General features: G+C 66.6%; 18 protein-coding genes. 9 read left to right on the top strand and 9 right to left on the bottom strand.

Features of this window, described 5'->3' with window-relative positions:
* The first annotated feature begins 427 nt into the window (after nucleotides 1-427).
* Genes AB0L58_RS37395 through AB0L58_RS37385 form a run of 3 tightly spaced genes read left to right on the top strand, consistent with a single transcriptional unit; the run spans nucleotide 428 to nucleotide 2,120 of the window.
* Nucleotides 428-1,081 (top strand): hypothetical protein, encoded by a 654-nt coding sequence (locus tag AB0L58_RS37395; RefSeq protein WP_364394933.1) that lies wholly within the window; start codon nucleotides 428-430, stop codon nucleotides 1,079-1,081.
* Nucleotides 1,071-1,655: a DUF6529 family protein gene (locus AB0L58_RS37390; RefSeq protein WP_364395056.1), complete on the top strand. Its 585-nt coding sequence runs from the start codon at nucleotides 1,071-1,073 to the stop codon at nucleotides 1,653-1,655. The genes AB0L58_RS37395 and AB0L58_RS37390 overlap by 11 nt, the downstream gene beginning before the upstream one ends.
* A 12-nt stretch (nucleotides 1,656-1,667) precedes the next feature.
* Nucleotides 1,668-2,120: a Rieske (2Fe-2S) protein gene (locus tag AB0L58_RS37385; protein ID WP_364394931.1), complete on the top strand. Its 453-nt coding sequence runs from the start codon at nucleotides 1,668-1,670 to the stop codon at nucleotides 2,118-2,120.
* 64 nt (nucleotides 2,121-2,184) lie between these two features.
* Here AB0L58_RS37385 and AB0L58_RS37380 read toward each other — a convergent pair whose 3' ends face one another.
* Both AB0L58_RS37380 and AB0L58_RS37375 read right to left on the bottom strand, forming a co-directional pair.
* Entirely contained in the window at nucleotides 2,185-2,652 is a 468-nt protein-coding gene (locus AB0L58_RS37380) for a VOC family protein (protein WP_364394929.1), read from the bottom strand.
* 91 nt (nucleotides 2,653-2,743) lie between these two features.
* The gene (locus AB0L58_RS37375; protein WP_364394927.1) at nucleotides 2,744-3,697 is read right to left on the bottom strand and encodes a hypothetical protein; all 954 of its coding nucleotides are present in this window, start codon (nucleotides 3,695-3,697) and stop codon (nucleotides 2,744-2,746) included.
* A gap of 77 nt (nucleotides 3,698-3,774) precedes the next feature.
* On the opposite strand from AB0L58_RS37375, the gene lspA reads away from it, so the two are divergent.
* The 3 genes from lspA to AB0L58_RS37360 all read left to right on the top strand — a co-directional run bounded on the left by lspA (nucleotide 3,775) and on the right by AB0L58_RS37360 (nucleotide 6,128).
* Nucleotides 3,775-4,476 carry a signal peptidase II gene (gene lspA / locus AB0L58_RS37370; RefSeq protein ID WP_364395054.1) on the top strand — a complete coding sequence of 234 codons (702 nt, stop codon included), beginning with the start codon at nucleotides 3,775-3,777 and terminating at the stop codon, nucleotides 4,474-4,476.
* A gap of 73 nt (nucleotides 4,477-4,549) precedes the next feature.
* Entirely contained in the window at nucleotides 4,550-5,476 is a 927-nt protein-coding gene (locus AB0L58_RS37365; RefSeq protein WP_364394925.1) for an RluA family pseudouridine synthase, read from the top strand.
* Nucleotides 5,469-6,128: a hypothetical protein gene (locus AB0L58_RS37360; RefSeq protein WP_364394923.1), complete on the top strand. Its 660-nt coding sequence runs from the start codon at nucleotides 5,469-5,471 to the stop codon at nucleotides 6,126-6,128. The genes AB0L58_RS37365 and AB0L58_RS37360 overlap by 8 nt, the downstream gene beginning before the upstream one ends.
* 17 nt (nucleotides 6,129-6,145) lie before the next feature.
* On the opposite strand, the gene AB0L58_RS37355 is transcribed toward AB0L58_RS37360, so the two are convergent.
* Nucleotides 6,146-6,964, bottom strand: a complete 819-nt coding sequence (locus AB0L58_RS37355; RefSeq protein WP_364394921.1) for a PhzF family phenazine biosynthesis protein — start codon at nucleotides 6,962-6,964, stop codon at nucleotides 6,146-6,148.
* A 79-nt stretch (nucleotides 6,965-7,043) separates the two neighbouring features.
* Nucleotides 7,044-9,467, bottom strand: a complete 2,424-nt coding sequence (locus tag AB0L58_RS37350; protein WP_364394919.1) for an HAD-IC family P-type ATPase — start codon at nucleotides 9,465-9,467, stop codon at nucleotides 7,044-7,046.
* 34 nt (nucleotides 9,468-9,501) lie between these two features.
* Between AB0L58_RS37350 and rarD the strand changes: the two genes are divergently transcribed.
* Both rarD and AB0L58_RS37340 read left to right on the top strand, forming a co-directional pair.
* Nucleotides 9,502-10,422 carry an EamA family transporter RarD gene (gene rarD, locus AB0L58_RS37345; protein ID WP_364394917.1) on the top strand — a complete coding sequence of 307 codons (921 nt, stop codon included), beginning with the start codon at nucleotides 9,502-9,504 and terminating at the stop codon, nucleotides 10,420-10,422.
* Between the two features lie 137 nt (nucleotides 10,423-10,559).
* Nucleotides 10,560-11,486 carry an ADP-ribosylglycohydrolase family protein gene (locus AB0L58_RS37340; RefSeq protein WP_364394915.1) on the top strand — a complete coding sequence of 309 codons (927 nt, stop codon included), beginning with the start codon at nucleotides 10,560-10,562 and terminating at the stop codon, nucleotides 11,484-11,486.
* A gap of 97 nt (nucleotides 11,487-11,583) precedes the next feature.
* On the opposite strand, the gene AB0L58_RS37335 is transcribed toward AB0L58_RS37340, so the two are convergent.
* The 3 genes from AB0L58_RS37335 to AB0L58_RS37325 all read right to left on the bottom strand — a co-directional run bounded on the left by AB0L58_RS37335 (nucleotide 11,584) and on the right by AB0L58_RS37325 (nucleotide 17,117).
* Nucleotides 11,584-14,850 carry an arabinosyltransferase domain-containing protein gene (locus tag AB0L58_RS37335; protein WP_364394913.1) on the bottom strand — a complete coding sequence of 1,089 codons (3,267 nt, stop codon included), beginning with the start codon at nucleotides 14,848-14,850 and terminating at the stop codon, nucleotides 11,584-11,586.
* A gap of 119 nt (nucleotides 14,851-14,969) precedes the next feature.
* Nucleotides 14,970-15,473: a hypothetical protein gene (locus AB0L58_RS37330; RefSeq protein ID WP_364394911.1), complete on the bottom strand. Its 504-nt coding sequence runs from the start codon at nucleotides 15,471-15,473 to the stop codon at nucleotides 14,970-14,972.
* 96 nt (nucleotides 15,474-15,569) lie between these two features.
* Nucleotides 15,570-17,117: a DNA polymerase IV gene (locus tag AB0L58_RS37325; RefSeq protein WP_364394909.1), complete on the bottom strand. Its 1,548-nt coding sequence runs from the start codon at nucleotides 17,115-17,117 to the stop codon at nucleotides 15,570-15,572.
* Between the two features lie 294 nt (nucleotides 17,118-17,411).
* Between AB0L58_RS37325 and AB0L58_RS37320 the strand changes: the two genes are divergently transcribed.
* Complete coding sequence (locus AB0L58_RS37320) at nucleotides 17,412-18,287, top strand: UTP--glucose-1-phosphate uridylyltransferase (RefSeq protein WP_364394907.1); 876 nt, start codon at nucleotides 17,412-17,414, stop codon at nucleotides 18,285-18,287.
* 12 nt (nucleotides 18,288-18,299) lie between these two features.
* Here AB0L58_RS37320 and AB0L58_RS37315 read toward each other — a convergent pair whose 3' ends face one another.
* Nucleotides 18,300-19,259, bottom strand: coding sequence for a hypothetical protein (locus AB0L58_RS37315; RefSeq protein ID WP_364394905.1), 960 nt, complete (start codon nucleotides 19,257-19,259; stop codon nucleotides 18,300-18,302).
* 53 nt (nucleotides 19,260-19,312) lie between these two features.
* Nucleotides 19,313-19,882: an NlpC/P60 family protein gene (locus AB0L58_RS37310; RefSeq protein WP_364394903.1), complete on the bottom strand. Its 570-nt coding sequence runs from the start codon at nucleotides 19,880-19,882 to the stop codon at nucleotides 19,313-19,315.
* Nucleotides 19,883-20,280 lie beyond the last annotated feature (398 nt).

Genomic DNA, 20,280 nt, shown 5'->3' with positions numbered 1-20,280 from the left:
ACCAGAACCATTGCCGCCCTGGGCAATTCGGCCTTCAGCGTCGCCCACCCCGCCGGTCCCGACTTGACTCCAGAGCAGGCAAGAGACCTCGCCGCCGCGATCACCAGCACGACAGCACTACCTCAGCCCGGTCGGTGAGATCCTCGGATCACCGCACCGGCCCGCCGCTACCGGTTTCCACGCTCCGACCGCCGAAGTCGGTACCGATTGACCGTGGTGGTCAGCGGATTGCAGATTCCGCCGGCATCGGATCGCAACCGATTCGCCAGGTAAAGGCTTGCCGCACTGACCGATCGGTAAGAACCGACACATTCGGTGACACGCCGTTCAACGACGGCCGCGAACGCCCCATTTGAACCGTTCGACAGGTCTGCCACGTAGACAAGGCGAACAGCGGCGCCTGGCGGCCGCACATCGAGGAGACCCTATGAAACGACTGGGACCGTGGCTCACCCTGGCGGCAGTGGCCGTTCTCGCCCTCGTCCTGCTGGTCACCAATATGTCCAAGGACACCGAACCATCCACCGCGAATACGAATGTCGTGGTCACGACCACGCCGGCGACCACGCGAACGCCGCCATCGACCGCCACCGCAGCTGTTCGATTCCCGGGCAAGGCCGACTATGTGGGCACCATCGCACCGGCCTCCGGCGGCACCATCACAGTCGAGATCACCGTCGCTGGCGATAAGGCCATCGCCTACGCCTGTGACGGCAAGAGCATCGAGTCCTGGCTGCGCGGCCCGGCCACGAACGGATCATTGCAGCTCACCGGCAAGGATGATGCCGAACTGACCGGCGCCTTCGATGGCAAGGCGGTGCGCGGGACGCTCCGGATCGGCGGCAAGCAGTGGAACTACACCGCGAATCCGGTGCAACCACCCGCGGGACTCTATGTCTACAGCGAGGCGGGCACCCGCCAGAGTTGGATCGTCGACGCGAGCGGCGGCGTCACCGGTGTCCAGCGCAATCCCGACGGATCCACCGCCCCGGCGGTCGGCCTCGCACCGGACGCGACGGCCCTCGTCAATGGCAAAAGGGTCACCGCGAACAAGGTGAGTGGCGGTGACAATGTCGGCTGATCGAGAAGCGCCGACGCTGCCGGTGCACCAGGGCCGAGCCTCGGCGGCGGCCATCATCATTGCGCTGCTGCTCGGCGCCGCGGTTTCGGTACTGCTCGGCGTCTACGCGAAACAGCATGAGCCACGGTTCTTTTCGATCAATGTGGCAGGATTTTCCAGCCCGATCGCGGTGAAGACCTGGCTGGCCACCCTGGCCACCGCACTCGCGCTGTGCCAGTTGCTCTCGGCGCTGACCATGTACGGCAAGCTCGGCGCGATCTTCCCGAAAACCCCGTCCTGGATCGCCCCCGTCCATATCTGGTCGGGCCGACTCGCGGTCCTCGTCACCGTCCCGGTCGCCGTACATTGCCTGTTCGCCTTGGGTTTTCAGGACTACGAAAACCGCGTGCTCATCCATTCCCTACTCGGTTGCTTCTGCTATGGAGCATTCGTCGCCAAGATGCTGCTGCTCACTCGAAAGGGCCTGCCCGGCTGGGTCATTCCGGTCGCGGGCGGCCTGGTACTCGCCGGGCTGACCGGCCTCTGGCTCACCTCCGCCCTGTGGTTCTTCCAGCACAACGGCATCACCTTCTGATCGGAGTCCGATATGACCAACGAAGATTTCGTCCTCGACCGTCGCAGCGTGGTAATCGCGGGCGCCGGTGCGGCGGCCACCATGGCCGCGCTCACCGCATGCACCACTTACGGCCAGGACAACGCCCATGCGGCCGATCCGCCCAAGGCCGCCGGATCAACTGGCCAGAATGTGGCTGCCGGACAGCCGAATGCCATCGCGTCGACCTCGGAGGTACCGGTCGGCGGCGGTGTGATCAAGGGCGACGTGGTGGTGACCCAGCCGAGTGCCGGTTCATACGTCGGCCTGTCCTCGACCTGCACACATGCGGGTTGCAAGGTCGCTTCGGTTTCCGGCGGCACCATCAACTGTGCCTGCCACGGCAGCAAGTTCGGCCTCGACGGTTCGGTCGTCACCGGCCCGGCCACCCAGCCGCTCGCTCATCAGGCCGTGCACATCGAGGGTGACTCGATCGTCGCGGGTTAGCCCACCCGCACAGCGAACAACGCGCCGCGCGGCACACCGGCCGCGCGGCCTACCCCATGAGCACTCAGGCCCCGCCGAACAATTCGGCCATCCGCCGGTCCATCTCATCCGGCGGCACATCCTCGACGTGCGTGGCCACGGTCCACCGATGGCCCCACGGATCCTCGAACGCACCGCTGCGATCGCCGTAGAACTGGGTCGTCATCGGCGTGAGTTCCTTGGCACCCGCGGCGAGGGCGGCGGCGAAGGCGGCATCGGCGTCCTCGACGTAGACGTAGAGATTGACCGGCGTGCCGCCGACTGTCTTCGGGTCGAGGAAATCCATATCGGGGGCCGGATCGCCCACCATGATGAGTGAATTGCCGAACGTGAGTTCGCAGTGCGCGATCTTGCCGTCCGGTCCCGGCATGCGCATCCGCTCCGATGCGCCGAAAATCTTCTTGTAGAAGTCGATGGCGGCAGCGGCACCATCGATTGCCAATCCGGGCGAGACGACCGGATAACCCTCGGGGATCGGTTTCACATCGGACATGGGATACCTCCGATCGAGGCGTTTGTCGGACAGGTGCAGCCTATTCCTCGCCCGAGGACAACATGCCTGATCGGCGCAAACCGCTACGGACTCATTCGTTCCAGGTGACCTGCGTATTGATCGTCTGTTGCAGCATGCTCGCACTGCGCGGATCACGGTAGGCCTGATGTCCGCCGACGGTGATGGAGCCCGCGACCGGCAGCGGCAGGCCCAGATCGACGGTGATCGTGCCCGAGCCCTGCATGACGTAGTCCCTGATGTCGAGGGTGCCCGCATTATTGGGCAGCGACCACACCTGCGACTTCGGTTTCTGGGTCACCTCGAGTTCGATGGTCAGCCGGTCGTCCTCGCGCTTGGTCAGCGTCGCGGTGGTCACCTGATCGAGTGCGACACCGCCGTCGACCTCCTGCCGCACCGTCCATACCGCACCCTCACCGACCGGTTGGTCGGGAAAGGTGATCGATCGATAAACCGCCTGGTAGAAGGCCTGTTCCAAGGCCGCGCGGGCGGTATTGGAGGTATCCGGTGCCGGGGCGAGACGCAGCGCGGTAATCCCACCGAGTTCGCTCATATCGAATCCGGCGTGCGAACCGTCGGCGGCGGTGAGCGCCTTGGCCAGCGACGGATCCGGGGTGGAAATGGTGCCGAGCGTCAGCTCCACACCGTCGCCATCGGTCTGCGCCGTCATCGGAATCGTCAGCGCGGGCGTGGAGAAATCACTCGGCGGCTGATCATTGATCTGCTGCTCGATGTGGTGATCGGTGCGCAGCGTCACCTGCTGCACCGTGCCCGCCGGGTAATCGGGACGCAACAGCGACCGCGGCTCCGCACCCGCCGAGACGACAGTGGCGACCGCCGCCGAAATCGGCACGGTCACTTCCTTACCGATGCCGACCGGCTCGGTGCTGTCGGACTCGCCACGCGACTCGGACCCGTCACTACAGCCGACACCGAACGCGGACAATCCGACCGCGAGCACCATCAGCAGCACACCCGAGCGCGCGATTCGGGGTACGTGGGGGGAAGACAACACCGTCACGAGCATCAGAGTACGACCGCTTCCTGAGTGTCAGCTGGGACATGCGGGTGACCGCGCGCGTGGCGCACGTCGTCACTCGAGAGATGATGGTCGGCGTGAGTGACGACCGGCCATCCGAGGACAACTCCGCCGATCACGGGGTACCACCCGGTGACGACGCGGAAAATCGAACCCCGACCGCCGATCCGGGGCGGCCCGCCGCACCGCTGCGGCTACGCACGCTGCTGATCATCGCGGCGGTATTGCTCGGCCTGGACCTGCTCACCAAGACCATCGTCGTGGCCGAGCTGACCCCGGGCGATCCGGTGCCGATCATCGGCGATTTCGCGCGGTTGTCGCTGGTACGCAACCCGGGTGCGGCGTTCTCCATGGCCACCGGCATGACCTGGCTGCTGACCCTGGTCGCCGCGGCCGTGGTGATCGGGGTGATCCGCATCGGCCGCACGCTGCGTTCGCTGTGGTGGGCGATCGGGCTCGGCATGGTGCTCGGCGGTGCGCTCGGCAATCTGGTCGACCGATTGTTCCGTGCGCCCGGACCACTGCAGGGACATGTGGTGGACTTTATCGCCGTTGGCTGGTGGCCGGTATTCAATCTGGCCGACTCGTCGATCGTGTGCGGTGCGATCCTGCTGGTGGTGCTGACGGTCTTCGGGTTCGAACCCGATGGCACGCGCACCGGACACGGCCCCACCGAAGAAACCGCCGCCGAACCCGCCGCCGAGCCGGACAAGCCATCGGACAACGGCACCAACGGTGCGGCAAGTAGCAAGGGGAATGCGGCGTGAGTGAGTGCAGCGAGCGAACCATGTCACAGCGGGCTTCGCTCATGCCGGAACCGAACGTCAGCGAGGTGCGGGCATGAGAGAAACTCGAACCATGCCGGTACCCGATGGACTCGACGGCATGCGCGTCGACGCCGGGCTGTCCCGTCTGCTCGGGCTGTCGCGCACCGCCGTCGCCGCGCTGGCCGAGGAGGGTTCGGTGCAGCTCGACGGCATCGCCGCGGGCAAATCGGATCGCCTCGTGGCGGGGGCCTGGCTCGAGGTCGAGTTCCCGGAACCGAAGCGCGAACTCACCATCGTGCCCGAGCCGGTGGAGGGTATGACGATCCTCTACGCCGACGATGACATCGTCGCGGTCGACAAGCCGGTCGGCGTCGCGGCGCATACCGGCGTCGGTTGGACCGGCCCGACGGTGGTCGGCGGGCTGGCCGCGGCGGGCTATCGCATCTCGACCTCGGGTGCGCACGAGCGGCAGGGCATTGTGCACCGGCTCGATGTCGGCACCTCCGGAGTCATGCTCGTCGCGCAGTCCGAACACGCGTATACGGTGCTCAAGCGGGCATTCAAACAGCGCACCATCGATAAGCGCTATCACGCGCTGGTACAGGGGCATCCGGATCCGAGCAGCGGCACCATCGATGCGCCGATCGGCCGGGCCCGCGGCGATGCCTGGAAGTTCGCGGTCACCGCGGACGGGCGCCCGAGCATTACCCACTACGACACCGTCGAGGCGTTCCAGGCCGCCAGCCTGCTCGATATTCATCTGGAAACCGGGCGCACCCACCAGATCCGGGTGCACTTCTCGGCGATCCGGCACCCCTGCTGTGGCGATCTCACCTATGGCGCGGATCCGCGGCTGGCGGAGCGGCTGGGGCTGGAACGGCAATGGCTGCATGCGCGCTCGCTGGGGTTCAACCATCCGGCCGACGGTCGATACATGGAGATCACCAGTGAGTATCCGGACGACCTGAAGCACGCGCTCGACGTGTTGCGCAATGCCTGAAACAGTGCGCCGTATCGCCATTGCCGTCGGAGCCGTCGGTTTCGTGGTGCTGATCGTGGTGCTAGGTGTGCTGAATCCGCCACGGCCGTCCGGCATTTCGACCGACCGGCTCGGGCCGGAACGGGGTGAGCCGGTCGCGGATTATCTTGCGCGGGCCAAGGATTCGCTGTCCGGTACGGATACCGACGAGCACTGGGCACTGGTCTCGTTCACCGAACCCCTTACCCCGGAACAGATTCCGGCACACAATGGCGGCCTGCGTATTGCCGCGGCAAGCCACCATGTGTCGATCCCGCGGGTGCACACCCCGATCGTGACGGTGCAACTGCCCGCGGGAGATGCGGTAGCCGTGGCGTCCGCCGATAATGCCGCCTGGCAACTATTGGCTCAGCACACGGCCGACGATCGCACCAACCGCGTCAATGCGTTGTCGGTGACTCGGCTGCGCGCAGGTTGTGCATGCGCCGTCGGCCTCGTGGTCCGCGGCACGCTCCCGCAGCTCCGAAATCTTGCGGCCCAGAACGGAATCCGCGCCGTACAGGCCCTGCCCGCCGACGCGGTCGCGACCGGTTTCGCCATCGTTCCACTACTGCCGGAGTACCAGGACCTCGCGTTGCCGGGTACCGACGACGGTCCCGTCCCGGATCGGTAGACCTGGCGCCGGACCGGTCAATCCGGCAGTGTCACAACACCATCCAGGTACCGGCGGCAGCGGCCGATGAGCAGCACCCGGTCGCCCGCGAGTTCACAGCGCAGGCTGCCGCCGCGCCTCGATAGCTGACGGGCGCTGAGTTCGGCCCGGCCGAATTCGCGGCTCCACAGCGGAACCAGTTGTGCGTGTGCCGATCCGGTGACCGGATCCTCGAGCACACCGAGATCCGGGCCGAACACCCGGGAGACGAAATCCACGGTATCGCCGGGCGCGGTGATCACCGCGTCGAAGGCCAGCGGTGGGAAGGCGGCGAAATTCGGCCGCGCCTCGCGCACCTCGCGTTCGGAACCGACCACGATCACCTCGTCGAATCCGGTGTAGGCACGCACCGCGCGCACGCCGAGCGCATCCACCAGTGTGGGGTCGGGCGTGACCTCCTTGGACTCGAGCACGGGTAGGTCGAGTACGTATTCGTCGTCATCGGTGCGGTCGACGTGTAGCCAGCCGCTGCGGGTGAAGAAGCTCACCCGGTCCTCACCGGGATGGATGTCCTCGAGAATCTGCGCGGCCGTCGCCATGGTGGCGTGGCCACACATATCGACCTCCCTGGTCGGGGTGAACCAGCGCAGGTGGACGGCGGGCCACTCGCCGGGTGGACCGCCTGCCTCGACGGGTAAGCGCGAGGTGTAGAAGGCGGTCTCGGCGAGGTTGTTCGCCTCGGCCAGATGTTGCAACAGCTCGTCCGGCAACCATACCGACAGCGGCATGACCGCGGCCGGGTTGCCCGAGAACGGTGCGTCGGCGAACGCGTCGATCTGATGCAGCAATACCTCCATAGTCGAGAAGGTACTCCAACCCTGAATGATCGCTTCGCACAAGGTATCTCGTGGCGCGGCGGGTCGGGCGTCCAGTTGTTCAGGCACCCCCGCCCGGTGAGCTGGGAAGTAGCGTGTGCTTCTCGCCCTGAACTGCGGCAGCGATCCACCAGGCGGCCTCGACGAGGACGATACCGACGGCGCCGCAGATGAACGCGGCCGTGGTGAGCCCGATATTCGAAGGATCGAGTTTGAAGAAATGCCTGGTGAACGGGATTGTGAACAACAGCACATAGGCGAGGATCGATGCGCCGATGAGCACCACCTTCCACCACACATAGGGCCGGGCCACAATGGCGAGCACCCACACCGCGATCATGATCAGGGTGATGAGAGCGGTGGTACCCGCCTGCTCCTTCTGCTCAGGGGTGGCATGCGGTCCCGCATAGGCGATCAGATATGCGACGAAGGTGGCGACGCCGATCACCACACCGGAAGGAATCGCCAAACGCATTACGCGTGAGACGAATCCGGAGCGGGCGCGTTCATTGTTCGGAGCCAGCGAGAGGATGAAGGCCGGAATGCCGATCGTGAACCAGGCCGCGATCGTGACATGCCTCGGCAGGAACGGATATCCGATCGGTTCGTAATCGAAGATCTGCGAGCCGACGCCCGCGAGGCCGACCAGGAAGGCGAGCAGCACCGAGTACACGGTCTTGGTGAGGAACAGATTCGAGACCCGCTCGATATTGCCGATCACCCGACGGCCCTCGCCGACGACATACGGCAGTGTGGCGAATTTGTTGTCCAGCAACACGATCTGGGCTACCGCGCGGGTGGCCGGACTACCCGAGCCCATGGCCACACCGATATCGGAATCCTTCAGCGCCAGTACGTCGTTCACGCCGTCACCGGTCATGGCGACAGTGTGGCCGCGAGATTGCAAGGCGCCCACCATGGCTCGCTTCTGATCCGGGCGCACCCGGCCGAAGGTGGTCTCGTGCTCCAGCACATCGGCGAGCGCGGCAGGGTCCTCGGGCAGTTCACGGGCGTCGACCGGGTGATCGCCACCGTGCAGATCGAGCGAGGAGGCCACCGCACCGACCGAGACGGCATTGTCGCCGGAGATCACCTTGATCGAAACCTGCTGGCCGGCAAAGTAATCGAGGGTTTCGCGGGCATCGGGGCGCACCTTCTGCTCGAGTACGACCAGGGCCGCGGGGTCGACGGCGCCCGGCGCGTCGGCGGCATCGACCGGACGGTCGCTGCGCGCGAGCAGCAGAATGCGCAGGCCCGCGGAGCCGAGTTCCTCCGCGACACGGGCATCTTCGGAACTCGGGTCGAGCAGCACATCGGGCGCACCGAGCAGCCAGTCGCCGTGCTCGCCGTAGGAGAAACCGCTCCACTTCTTCGCCGACGAGAACGGCGCGACCGCGGTGTGCCGCCAATCCGGCTTATCGGTGAGTTCTTCGCCGATGGCCTGCACGCTCGCATTCGGGCGCGGATCATCGGCGGCCATGGCGGCCAAGGCCTGTCGTACCTCGGCGTCCTCGAACGTGCCGAGCGTCTTGATGTCCGAAAGGCGCATCCCGTTCTCGGTGAGGGTGCCGGTCTTATCCGCGCACACCACATCGACACGGGCGAGCCCCTCGATGGCGGGCAACTCCTGCACCAGACATTGACGACGGCCGAGCCGCACCACACCGACCGCGAAGGCGACCGAGGTCATCAGCACCAGCCCCTCGGGCACCATCGGCACCAGCGCCGCGACCATGCCGGTGACCGCGGGCCGCCAGGACTCCTTACTGGAGAACAACTGGTTGTAGATGCTCAGCAGACCCGCCGGGATCAACAGGTAGGTGATGACCTTGAGGATGGTGTCGATACCGCTGCGCAATTCGGACTTCACCAGCGTGAACTTGCTCGCCTCTTCGGCCAGCTCGGCGGCGTAGGCGTCCCTGCCGACCTTCGTCGCACGGTAGGCGCCGGAACCGGAGACGACGTAGCTGCCCGACATCACCGCCGCGCCGATCGGTTTGTCCACCGGATCGGCCTCACCCGTGAGCAGCGATTCGTCGACCTCGAGCAGTGCGGATTCCTCGACCGTACCGTCGACGACGACCTGGTCACCGGGGCCGAGCTCGATCAGATCATCGAGGACAACCTCCTTCGGCGCCACCACGAGCGACTGCCCGTCGCGGCGCACGGTCGGCTTGGCCTGGCTGACAATCGCCAACTGGTCCAACGTGCGTTTGGCCCGGACCTCCTGAATGATGCCGACCGCGCTGTTGGCGATGATCAGCAGACCGAACATGCCGTCGATAATCGAGCCGGTCGCCAGCACCAGGACGAACAGCACACCGAGGATGGCGTTGATCCGGGTGAAGACATTGGCGCGGATGATGTCGCGAACGGATCGGCTCGCCCGGTCCGGTACGTCATTGGTCAGCCCGTCGCGGCGGCGTTGCTCGACCTCCGCCGCGGTCAGCCCGGTGACGGCCGTATGGGGCACGGTAATCGACATGACCGCCAGGCTACCGAGAACTAACGTCGGGAGGATGCAGCGAAGCAGGACGGTCCCAGGTGTTGTATTTGGTACAGGTGCATTTCTGATTTGGGGGCTGTTTCCGGCGTACTTCGGGTTGCTCTCCTTCGCCAATCCGGCCGAGGTGGTGGCACAGCGGATTCTGTGGACATTGGTGCTGGTGCTCGTCGTGCTGGCGATCACCGGGCAGCTCGGCGGATTGCGCGGAATCGCAGCGCGGACCTGGCGGATGGCGGCGGTGGCCATCGCGGCGCTATCGATCAACTGGGGCGTATACGTCTACGGCGTCACCTCCGGGCATGTGGTGGAGTGCGCGCTCGGATACTTCATCAATCCGCTGGTTACGGTGACCTTCGGCGTGCTGATCTTCCGTGAGCGATTGGCTCGGGCACAGTGGGCGGCGCTCGGACTGGGTGCGGTGGCAGTCGCCGTGCTTACCGTCGACTACGGCAGACCGCCGCTCATCGCATTGGCACTGGCCTGTTCATTCGCCACCTATGGGCTGGTGAAGAAGGTGATCCCGCTGGATGCGCTGCACGGCATCGCGGCCGAGGGCCTGGTCGCCGCACCATTCGCACTGGCATTCGTGATCGTCTTCGCGGTGATCGGGCGCAGTGAATTCGCCAGTGGCATCACACATTCCGGACTGATGATCTCGACCGGTCCGGTCACGCTGTTGCCGCTGCTGCTGTTCGCCGTTGCCGCGCAACGGGTTCCGCTCTCGACCATGGGTCTGCTGCAGTATCTGACGCCCGCGCTGCAGATGGCCTGGGGCGTGGCCGTCGCGCATGAGCCGATGCCCGCGTCGCGGTGGGTCGGTTTCGCGCTCATCTGGGCGGCACTGGCGATTTTCACCGCCGACGCCCTGGTGCGCGGTCGGCGGCGCACCAGGGCCGCGCAACCCGAACCGGCTAGTTCAGCAGACCGCAGCTGACCTGCTCTTCCCAGCCATGGCTTCGTAGTGAGGGCACAGTTTTGCACGCCATCGCTTGTCGATATCGACAGGACGGAACTGCCCCTGCCCTCGGGTACATTGGCCGCGAAAAACCGCAGGCGGCGGAAGGTTTCTTGATGCTTGACGATGCGCAGCTGGATCGAGCGGCGGGTGTGCTGCTCGGCACCGCGGCGGGCGATGCACTCGGGGCGGGATACGAATTCTCCTGGCCGGGAACGCATGTCGCGATCGATATGATCGGCGGCGGGCCGTGTCGATGGGCGCCCGGACAGTGGACCGATGACACATCGATGGCGATCGCCATCGCACTGGCGGCCGATAAGGGGCCGGGCATCGATCTAGACAAGGTGGCAGCCGGATTCGTCGAGTGGTTCGATTCCGATCCGCCGGATATCGGCATCCAGACCCGCGCCGTGCTCTCGGTGCGCCCACGCTCGGCCAGGGAGATGCAGGCGCAGGCAATGTCCCTGCACGGCAAGACCGGCGGCAACGGCTCGCTGATGCGCACCGCGCCCGTCGCCCTCGCCTATCTCGGCGACGCCGACGAATGTGTCCGCATGGCCGGTGCGATCGGCGCGCTCACCCATCACGATCAGCAGGCGATCGAGGCCTGCAAGATCTGGACCTACGCCATCCGGCACGCCGTGCTGACCGGAACCTTCGACGGTGTCCGCGACTTCGTCGATGCCTCGCCGAGCGCCGCGTACTGGAACCATCTGCTCGACCAGGCCGAAGCCGGTGCCCCACAAGACTTTTCGAATAACGGCTGGGTCGTGCACGCTCTCCAGACCGCCTGGTGGGCCATCACCACCGCCGACGCCTCCGGCCCCGACCATCTCCCGCAGGCACTCGAACTCTGTGTCCGCGCGGGCGGCGATACCGATACCACCGCCGCCATCGCGGGCGGCCTCCTCGGCGCTCGCTGGGGCGCCACGGCCATCCCCACCCCTTGGCGCGAACTCCTCCATGGTTACCCGGACTTCACCGCCGACGACCTCGCCGCCCTGGCCACCCGCATGGCCACCAACAGCCTCACCCGCTAGCCGATCAGGCGCTGCCGTTCCGCAGCTGCCCATCCCGGTCGCGACTCCTCCGTCACGGCAGCGGCTACCGCGGGTACCCGCAGGCTGACTGGTGTGGTCAGTAGGCAGTGTTGATATGCCCCGGAGTCCACAGGCCGGAGTGGTCCTGTTGGGTGATTTCAGGTTTCGCGGGATCGGCCTCGGGATCTATGCGCACCAGTTGTTGGAGTTCGCCCCAGTCCCGTCGCCAATCCTGGTCGAGATAGGTGGCCAGGGTACGGGGACGCAGCAGCATATTGGACCAGCCGAGCGGCCCGCCGCCGTCATGGCTTTGCCAGAGGGTGGTGATTTCGGCACCCGGGCGGTCCGGGAGGATGCGGTAGGTCGGGACCTCGGCGATATTGTCGCGGTGGTCGTAGGGGCGCTGGTGCGGGAATTGCAGGCCGACCATCCAGTCGGTGAGCACCGGGACCTGAGAGCCGACGACATCGTCCAGCGTTCTGGTCTGCGGCACCCGGGGCGGCGTGACGGCCAGCCACTGTTTGGGATTGCGGTCGCGGTCGACGGCGACGATGCGGATAACGTCTGCGCCGGTGGGGATTTCGCTGAACGGTACGCGCAGATTGCGCCAGGACGGCGCCGGTCCGATATCGATCGGGGTGACCTTGCCCATGGGCTGCGCGGTGGTCGCGGAATCGGTTGCACCGTATTCGATTTCGAGGGTCTGCCCGGGGGTGACGATGCCGTCGGCGTCGACCGAGCGAATCCGGCCGGCCGCGGTCAGCGAGATAATGCCGTGGCGGTCACCGGGTTCCGGGAGTCGATACCAGCCGCTGGTCAGATCGGCGGGCCCCGCGTCACCGGAGCCGTAGCTGCCGAGCACCGGCGTGGTCGCCGGGTCCAGCCCGAAAGGCAGTGCGGCGGTAGCGGTTCCTGCGGTGTTCTCCGAGGCGGACTTACTGCTCAGCGCGTCGGCGATACTGCCGGTCGGACTCGAATCGTCGTCGGGACGCAGGTCGGCGGCCACACCCGAACCGGTGAATCCCGTACCGGTGCCCGACAGCGTGCTCACCGCATCGCCGGTCAGCGGGCGCAGCATGCCCGCATTCGGATCGGTCTCCACCAGCACATGACCGGCCAGACCCGCCGTCTTCCCGGTCAGCGCCTCGATATTCGAACGCGCCAGCGAGAACGCCGGGCCCTGGGCCACGGCCGCCTTGGCGAAGGAACCGACATCCCAGACCACAAGCAGCGCCAGCGCGATGGTCAGCGGCGGCAGCACCGAAACCCGCCATGCGAGCCGCGAAACCCGATGCGGGGTGCCTGGTTCCGGTGCCCGCACATGCCACCACGCGGCCACGGCAAGCAAGGCGGCGGCGGCGAACAGGAACAGCTTGTTGAGCTCGACACCGGCGATCACCGGCGGCTTGTCCCACCACGGAATACCGTACGACGAGACGTACCACCACTTGTTGGGCCCGGAGAACACGAGCGCGAGCAGGAACGCGACCACTGCGGCGAACAGCGCCCGATAGCGCGGCGCCCGCAAAACCCTCGGGGCGACGGCCATCGCGGTCACCATGGCGACGGCACCGGCCACCCCCGCGTACACACCGAAGTGATGGGTCCACTTGGTCGGGGTGACCATGATCAGCAGCAGCGCGCCGACAGTGACACCCAGAATGCGCCGGGTCGGTCCCGCGGCCAGTAGCGGAATCCGACCGCCCTTGCGCAGCAGGACGATGACACACACGATGAGCCCCGCGAGCATCGCGAGCACACCGATCCGACGGCCGACCGAGCCATCGGTCTCGCCTTGAAAGAGATACTGATAGCGCAGATAGTCGTTGAACCACTCGACATCCGGGCCGACGATGTGGTGAATCCGCTTCATCTCGAACATCGCCGCCAACGGCTGATCGGCGAACATGATGGCCAGCGCCACGGCACCGGCGGCCAGCAGCGGGGCGAGCAGCACCACATAGCCGATCACCCGCGAACTCGTCGAGCCCCGAGTCCCGATGCGGTCCATGATGATTCGCGCGACCGGCCGCAATCCCGCCAGCAGCGCCGCGATGCAGATGACACCCGACGGGCCGGCCGTGCAGGCGAAGGCCGCGACCAGAATCGCGAATCCGGCGGGCAACAAGCGCCGGGTGGCAATGGCACGCTCGACCAGACACCAGGTGAGCAGAAGTCCCAGTGCGACCGGCGGTTCCGGACGCAGCCCGTTGTCATAGGCCAGCCAGATGGTCAGAAAGCCCAGCGCACCGGTCCACATCGCGACGCGGTTGCGCCGCACCGCGACCCCGAGTCGCGGCGCCACCTCACGGCTGAGCAGCAGCCACATCAATACACCGCAGCACAGCGCGGGCAGGCGCACCCACGGACTGGCGGTGCCGACCTCCGTCATGATCCGGATCAGGTCGTAATACGGTGTGCCGACCGGATTTTCGGGCACCCCGAAATAGGCGAAGTAGTTGGCCATATAACCTGCGACACCCGACGCACGGGCCATACCGAACTGATAGCCGTCATCGGAGGTGGTCGACCCGATGAAGTACCAGACCACCATGGTGCCGAACACCACCGCATCGAGCAGCGAGAACGTCCACCAGCGCTGCGGCAGGAACCGGCGCACCCGCCGACCGTCCAGCCGATCGAGCCGATACAGCGCGACCAGCGCGATGATCGTGCACAACACCGCGAGCCAGCTCGCCGCGCGCTTCACCGGAGTGGGCGTCGAGGAGAATCGGGTGTCGAGTTCGGCCGTGACGCGCGCCCCGTCGGCGGCGGCCAGATCACTGAAGATGCCCACCATCTGCGGCCGGTAGTCGCCGTTGAGCACCACCGGGAATCCGGGCGCCTCGAATCCGACCAGGGTGGCGGTCGCACTGGTGTTATCGGCGTGCACACTGAGTTCACAGCCCGGAACGAGCTCGGCCACCGGCACACTGAGCAACGCCTGATTGCGCAGCACCACATCCAGCCGCGCCGGGGTGTCGGCTCCGGCCTGTACCCGGGCGACGAATCCGTAGCGCTCGAGATCCGGCGCGCCATCGGGTCCGGTCGCCGCGAGAGTGCCGCCTTTGGCGCTGAGCTGGTTGATCGCCGTGCAGGGCAGGGTGACGTCGAAGGTCAGCGGCGCATAGGAGATCAGCGGCGCCTCGATACTGCGTGCCGAACCCGCTTGCGGCCAGGTCAGCGTCGCCGCGTCCACCCGCACCGGCAGCAGCGGCACCGCCACCGCGAACAACGCGCCGAACAGGCCCGCGATCAACGCGATCGGCCCGGCCCAACCCCTCCGTGTTGTCTTCGATTGTGCCGTCCCGAGTTCGGTTTTCTCGACGGACGGCTGCCCCGCCCACACCATCGTGTCAGCCACGGGGCCTGATCCTAACGGTAACTATTTCAAACGAAAGTTCTTGCCGGTCTACGGCATTGATTCTCAGCGAGCGCACAGCCGCCGCGGCCGACACCGGTCGGCCGCGACCGCTGGTCGACTCAGCTGCAGGCCGTCGACTGCTGGCCCAGGTTGGTCAGCATGGTGCAGGCCCAGGCCTTCTGGATCTTCCACTTGCCGTTCTCGGCGACGAACGGCACGTCGACAATGTTCTCCTGGCCGTTCAGCACAACCTTGGCCTTGGCATTGACGCTGTCGCCGAAGCTGGTCACATCGGTGACCGTGACGGAGATGTTGGCACTCTTGGCGGCCTCGGCGAGACGGTTCGGCAGTTCCGGATCGGCCTCTGCGCCCTGCACACCGTCGAGCTTCTCCGAATTCGGCACAGACGGATCGAGCGCCTTCTGCAGCTGGGTGTTCAGTTCCGCGACGGAGGGAACCGGCGGCAGATTGGTGTTCGAGCTCGCGCTGGCCGAGGCCTTGGCGCTGGTACTGGTCTTCGCTGCCGGCTTGCTGTCTTTGTCATCGCTGCAGGCGGTCATGCCGAGTGCGGCGACGACGGCCAGGCCAGCGATGGCGATGCGTCCAGTCTTACGAAGCTTCAACTGCTCGTCCTTTGCGTTCGAGTAGGTACAGGTCGTTCCACCAACGGCAGCCGTCACCCGAACCGGCGACGCTGCACGAATGACCCAGGCTACCTGTCAGTGGAGACTGCCGAGCGGATCCGCCCGGGACAGACTGATGTCGTCGGCGGCAAAGGTACGCGCCGGACCGGGCCCTGTCGAGCTGGTCTCGAACCGAACAGTAACCACACCGAGCCCGGCACCTTGCACCCACCCGTGCCCGAATTCGGGGTGCGTGACATCCAGTCCCGGATACCACAGCGTCGCGTTGCGCATTTGCGAATCACCCTGAGCTGCACCAACGCTCGACTGCGTGGTGGTAGCGACCGGAGCGGCACCGAATGCCGTCGCGGCATGTCCCACCTCGACGCCCACCAGACCGACCGACGCCTGCGCGCCGAGTTCCGCGGTGCCGTTCCGGGCTGTCGACTGCTCCGGTGCGACCCAGCCGTCGGAGTGCGGTGCGTCGCCTTCCCAGACCTCCGCGTCCTCGACCGGTGCCTGATCGAGCTCCGGGAACAACGACTCCTGCCGGACGGTCGAGAGCCCGCCATAACCGACCCCGACCAGCCGGATCGGCCCGAGCTCGGCCGGATCAATGGCCGAGCGCTGCGCCGCCGTCGTCAGCGTGGCCAGCTCGGTCGTCGCGTACGGCAAGGTGAATGACCTGGTCACGATGCTCATATCGGACTTCTTCAGCTTCAGCACCACGGTGCGCGCGGCCCGGCCGTCCCGTTCCAGACGACGGTGCGCGGCCGCCGCCATGGTCTCGATCGCGGGGCGCAACTGGGCCATCGTGACGATATCGGTCTCATAGGTGTTCTCGGCGCTGATCTGCTTGGCCTCGGCCCGCTCGGCGACCGGCCGGTCGTCGATGCCGCGGGCCAGCCGGTGCAGTGCCGCGCCGACGCTGCCGCCGAGGATGGAGACCGCCTCCGATTCCGGCAGGGCCGCGAACGCGCCGACGGTCTCGATACCGAGCGAACGCAAGCGGCCCTCGGCCACCGGACCGATCCCCCACAGCTTGCGCACCGGCAGCCCGGCCAGCAGTTGCCGCTGCTCATCGGGCGAAACCACCCGCACTCCATCGGGTTTGGCCATTCCGGAGGCGATTTTCGCCAGCTGTTTACCGGTGCCCGCTCCGACCGAGGCGATCAACCCGGTGCGCTCTCGCACCAGCGCACGCAACTCCTCACAGAATTCGCGCACCTGACCGACCGTCGCGCCGACCAACTCGGCGGGCTCACCGAACGCCTCGTCGAACGACAACGTCTCCAACACCGGGATGCGGCTGCGCAATGCGTCGAACACCCGAGCACTGACCACGCTGTAGACCGCACCGCGCGGCGGCACCACCACCGCGGTCACCCCGACCAGCCGCCGCGCCTGATGCATCGGCATCGCCGAGCGCGCACCGAATACCCGCGCCTCATAGCTCGCCCCCGCGACCACACCGCGACCACCCGTACCGCCGACCAACACCGGGCGGCCGCGCAATGTGGGCCGGGTCAACTGCTCGACCGAAGCGAAGAAGGCATCCATATCGATATGCAGCACCCACCGCCTAGCCGTGCGCGCGGACGCGGGCCCCACCCCGGCGACCTCAGCGGTGTTGTCGGTGCTCACGCACGGAAATCTACGCCGCCCTACCGACAGGTCGGCCCACCCGCGCTGCGCCGAGACGCATACGCATACCTGTGCGCACCGACGGGCTACCTGGGCGCCAGGTGTCCGTCAGCCGGGCAGTTCCTGCGAGATTGCTACCGATCCTGCGGGCGCGATGGCCGGGCTCGCACGGCGCCCTGCCCTGCGCAACCGCCCGTGACCAGGCCCGATACCAGCAGGTTGCCATCTCGACATGCCCGGCCCAAGCCTGGGGATCACCGGTTCGGACCCGGTCGGATATGTGATGATCGGACCATGAAGATCCGCAAGGCCGTGATACCGGCCGCCGGAATCGGCTCCCGGCTGCTCCCGCTGACCAAGGCCATCCCCAAGGAGATGCTGCCGGTCGGCGATAAGCCGGTCATCGAGCACACCGTCCGCGAGCTGGTCGCATCCGGAATCACCGATATCACCATCGTGGTCAGCGGTGGAAAGTCCTTGATCCAGGACCATTTCCGCCCGAATCCGGCGCTGGTCGCCCAGCTCAGGGCCGACGGCAAGGACGCCTTCGCCGATGCGGTGGAGGAGGTCGGCGAGCTGTCCCGGCTCGGTCATATCACCTACCTCGATCAGCACGGGCCGTACGGCAACGGCACCCCGGTGCTCAATGCCGCCCGCAATCTCGGCGATGAGCCGATGCTGGTGCTGTGGCCCGACGACGTCTTCGTCGCCGGGGTGCCACGCGCCCAGCAGCTGATCGACGCCTACGAGGCGACCGGCGCGCCGGTGCTGGCGCTGATGCCGATGGATCCGTCCGAATCCCAGCGCTACGGCGTCCCGGTCGTCGCGGACGACCACGGCAACGGCCTGCTGCGCATCACCGGGCTGCGGGAAAAGCCCAAGCCCGAGGACGCGCCGTCGAACTACGCCGCGATCGGCGGCTATGTCGTCACCCCCGGCATCATCTGCGAACTGCGCAGACAGACCGAGCGCTGGTACGAGCACCGCACCGGCGAGGTGTACCTCACCGATGCGATCAATGTGCACGCCGCCGACAACCCGGTCTTCGGCCAGGTCATCCAGGGCCGCTGGTACGACACCGGCAATCCGGCCGACTACCTGGTCGCCCAATTCGCCTCGGCGCTGGCGCATCCGCAGTACGGACCGCTGCTGCGCCAGCTCATCGACTGAAACCGGGTTCGACTAGGGCAGGGCGACGATCACGACCCTGTCGTCGGCCAGTGCGGGGACGATGAGGTTCTTTCCGGACCCGTCGATGGTGAAGTCGGCCGGGCCGTGCACATCCCGGGGCAGCTCGACGGTCGAAACCTGCGTCCCACCGGGGTGGTAGATCTTGATCGTGCCGGGCACCGGGTTGTCCGAGGACACCCAATCCGATACGGCCAGATCACCGTTGGCCAGCAGCGCGATGCCGTCGAGCGTGCCGTGCACCGTACCGACCTTGCCCACCGCCGCCGGGGCCTGTGCGACACCTAGTTTGTATAGATCACCGCCCTCGAAGTGGGCGCCGAGCCCGGCGACATAGGCGGTCTTGGTCGACTTGTCGAATACGATGCCGTTCGCCCCCGGAATCGATGTGGTGAGGGTGCCGAACTTCTTGGTCTCGAGATCGAGTTCGTACACCGACCCGCGGACCGTATCGGTGACCAGCAGCGTCTGATCGTCCAGCACCGCGATATCGTTCAGCAGCGATGCGGCCTCGCCACCGAGCGGCGCCTCGAAGACCTGGCCCAGGGTATCCACGTCGTAACCGACGACCCGATCGATATCGGCGACGAAAACCTTGTTGTCCACGTAGGCCATGCCCTTGGGCGCGTTCAGCGGCGGATCGCCCGCGCGCGGCATCGCCTTGCGCTCGACTACCTTCCCGGACGTGTCCAGCCGCGACAGGAACCCGTCGCCGTCCTTGGTCATCGGCTCCTGTTTCGCACCGATATTCGAGACGAACCACTTGTCGCCGGCGACCAGCACACTCTCCGGCTTCGAAAAGCCGTCCAGGACACCGGGTGCCGCGGCGGCGGACTCCTTCTCAGCACCGCCACAGCCGGCTACCGCCACGACCAGCAGGAGCGCCCCGGTGAGTCCACTCACCGCACGCATCACCGTTTCCCGACTCGTTCCGATCGCCATCTCGTTCCCCATCGTCTACGTCTCCGCGCAACCGCGCTGGTGGGTGGAAACGTAGCCGATCCGGATCAGAAACGACGGATCGTGTATATGTCGAAATCGCGGAGTGGGTGCAAACCAACCGGAATGCCCCAGTCGTGCGCGTCCAGGATCTGCCCCTTGCCCGCGTAGATGCCGACATGCGAGGCGTCGTCGTTGAGTATGACGACATCGCCCAGTGACAGGGCGTAGATCGGAACCGCCGCACCGACCTTGGCCTGCTCCCAGGTGGTGCGCGGCAGCTTCACCCCGACCTGGCGGAAAGCCCACTGCACCAGGCCGGAACAGTCCCAGGCGAACGGTCCGGTGGCGCCCCATTCGTAGGGTTTGCCGACCTGGGTGAAGGCCGCGGCCAGCGCGCCGAGTCCAGCGACACTCGGCAGCGGGAGCGCCGCGGAGCCGCTGGAACTGCCGGATGCGGAGCCGGAGTCGGCCGAACCCAAACCGGCCGAACCCACGCCGGCCGAACCCAAGCCACCAGAACCGGAGGCACTTCCGGTATCAGCGCGCACCGGCCCGGCCAGTACGAGCATCACGACGATCGGCGCCAGAAACCCCATAGCTATCCGGCGCAACGCCTTTCGCTGGTCAATGGTCATATGCTCGCCCTTCCGTCGACCCGGCCTACGCGCGGACCCGGCCTCGTCATCGACGGATGCGACCGCGCGTCACAGCACCTGCCGCCGCAAGGCATAACCGCCTGCGGCGCAAGGTATTTCAGGTAGAGCAGTTCAAGCACGAACATTCACTGCCGTCACGGAAGTACATCTACGCACCAGCAGTAACATGCAGATTGTGCCGGGCATTGTGCGACCACGACAGGGGATTAGCTAATTCTCAGCATGTGATCTGCATCACATAAATGGCGCGGCACGCCGACAGGCGCAAGTCGGGGGGGGGGGGGGGGGGTACCCCCCCCCCCCCCCCCCCCCCCCCCCCCCCCCCCCCCCCCCCCCCCCCCCCCCCGCCGCCACACCCACTAAGGGAAACACCCCGA

This window comes from Nocardia sp. NPDC052112, assembly GCF_040680135.1.
In the GTDB taxonomy this organism is placed as follows: domain Bacteria; phylum Actinomycetota; class Actinomycetes; order Mycobacteriales; family Mycobacteriaceae; genus Nocardia.
This window is presented reverse-complemented; position numbering and strand designations above follow the sequence as displayed.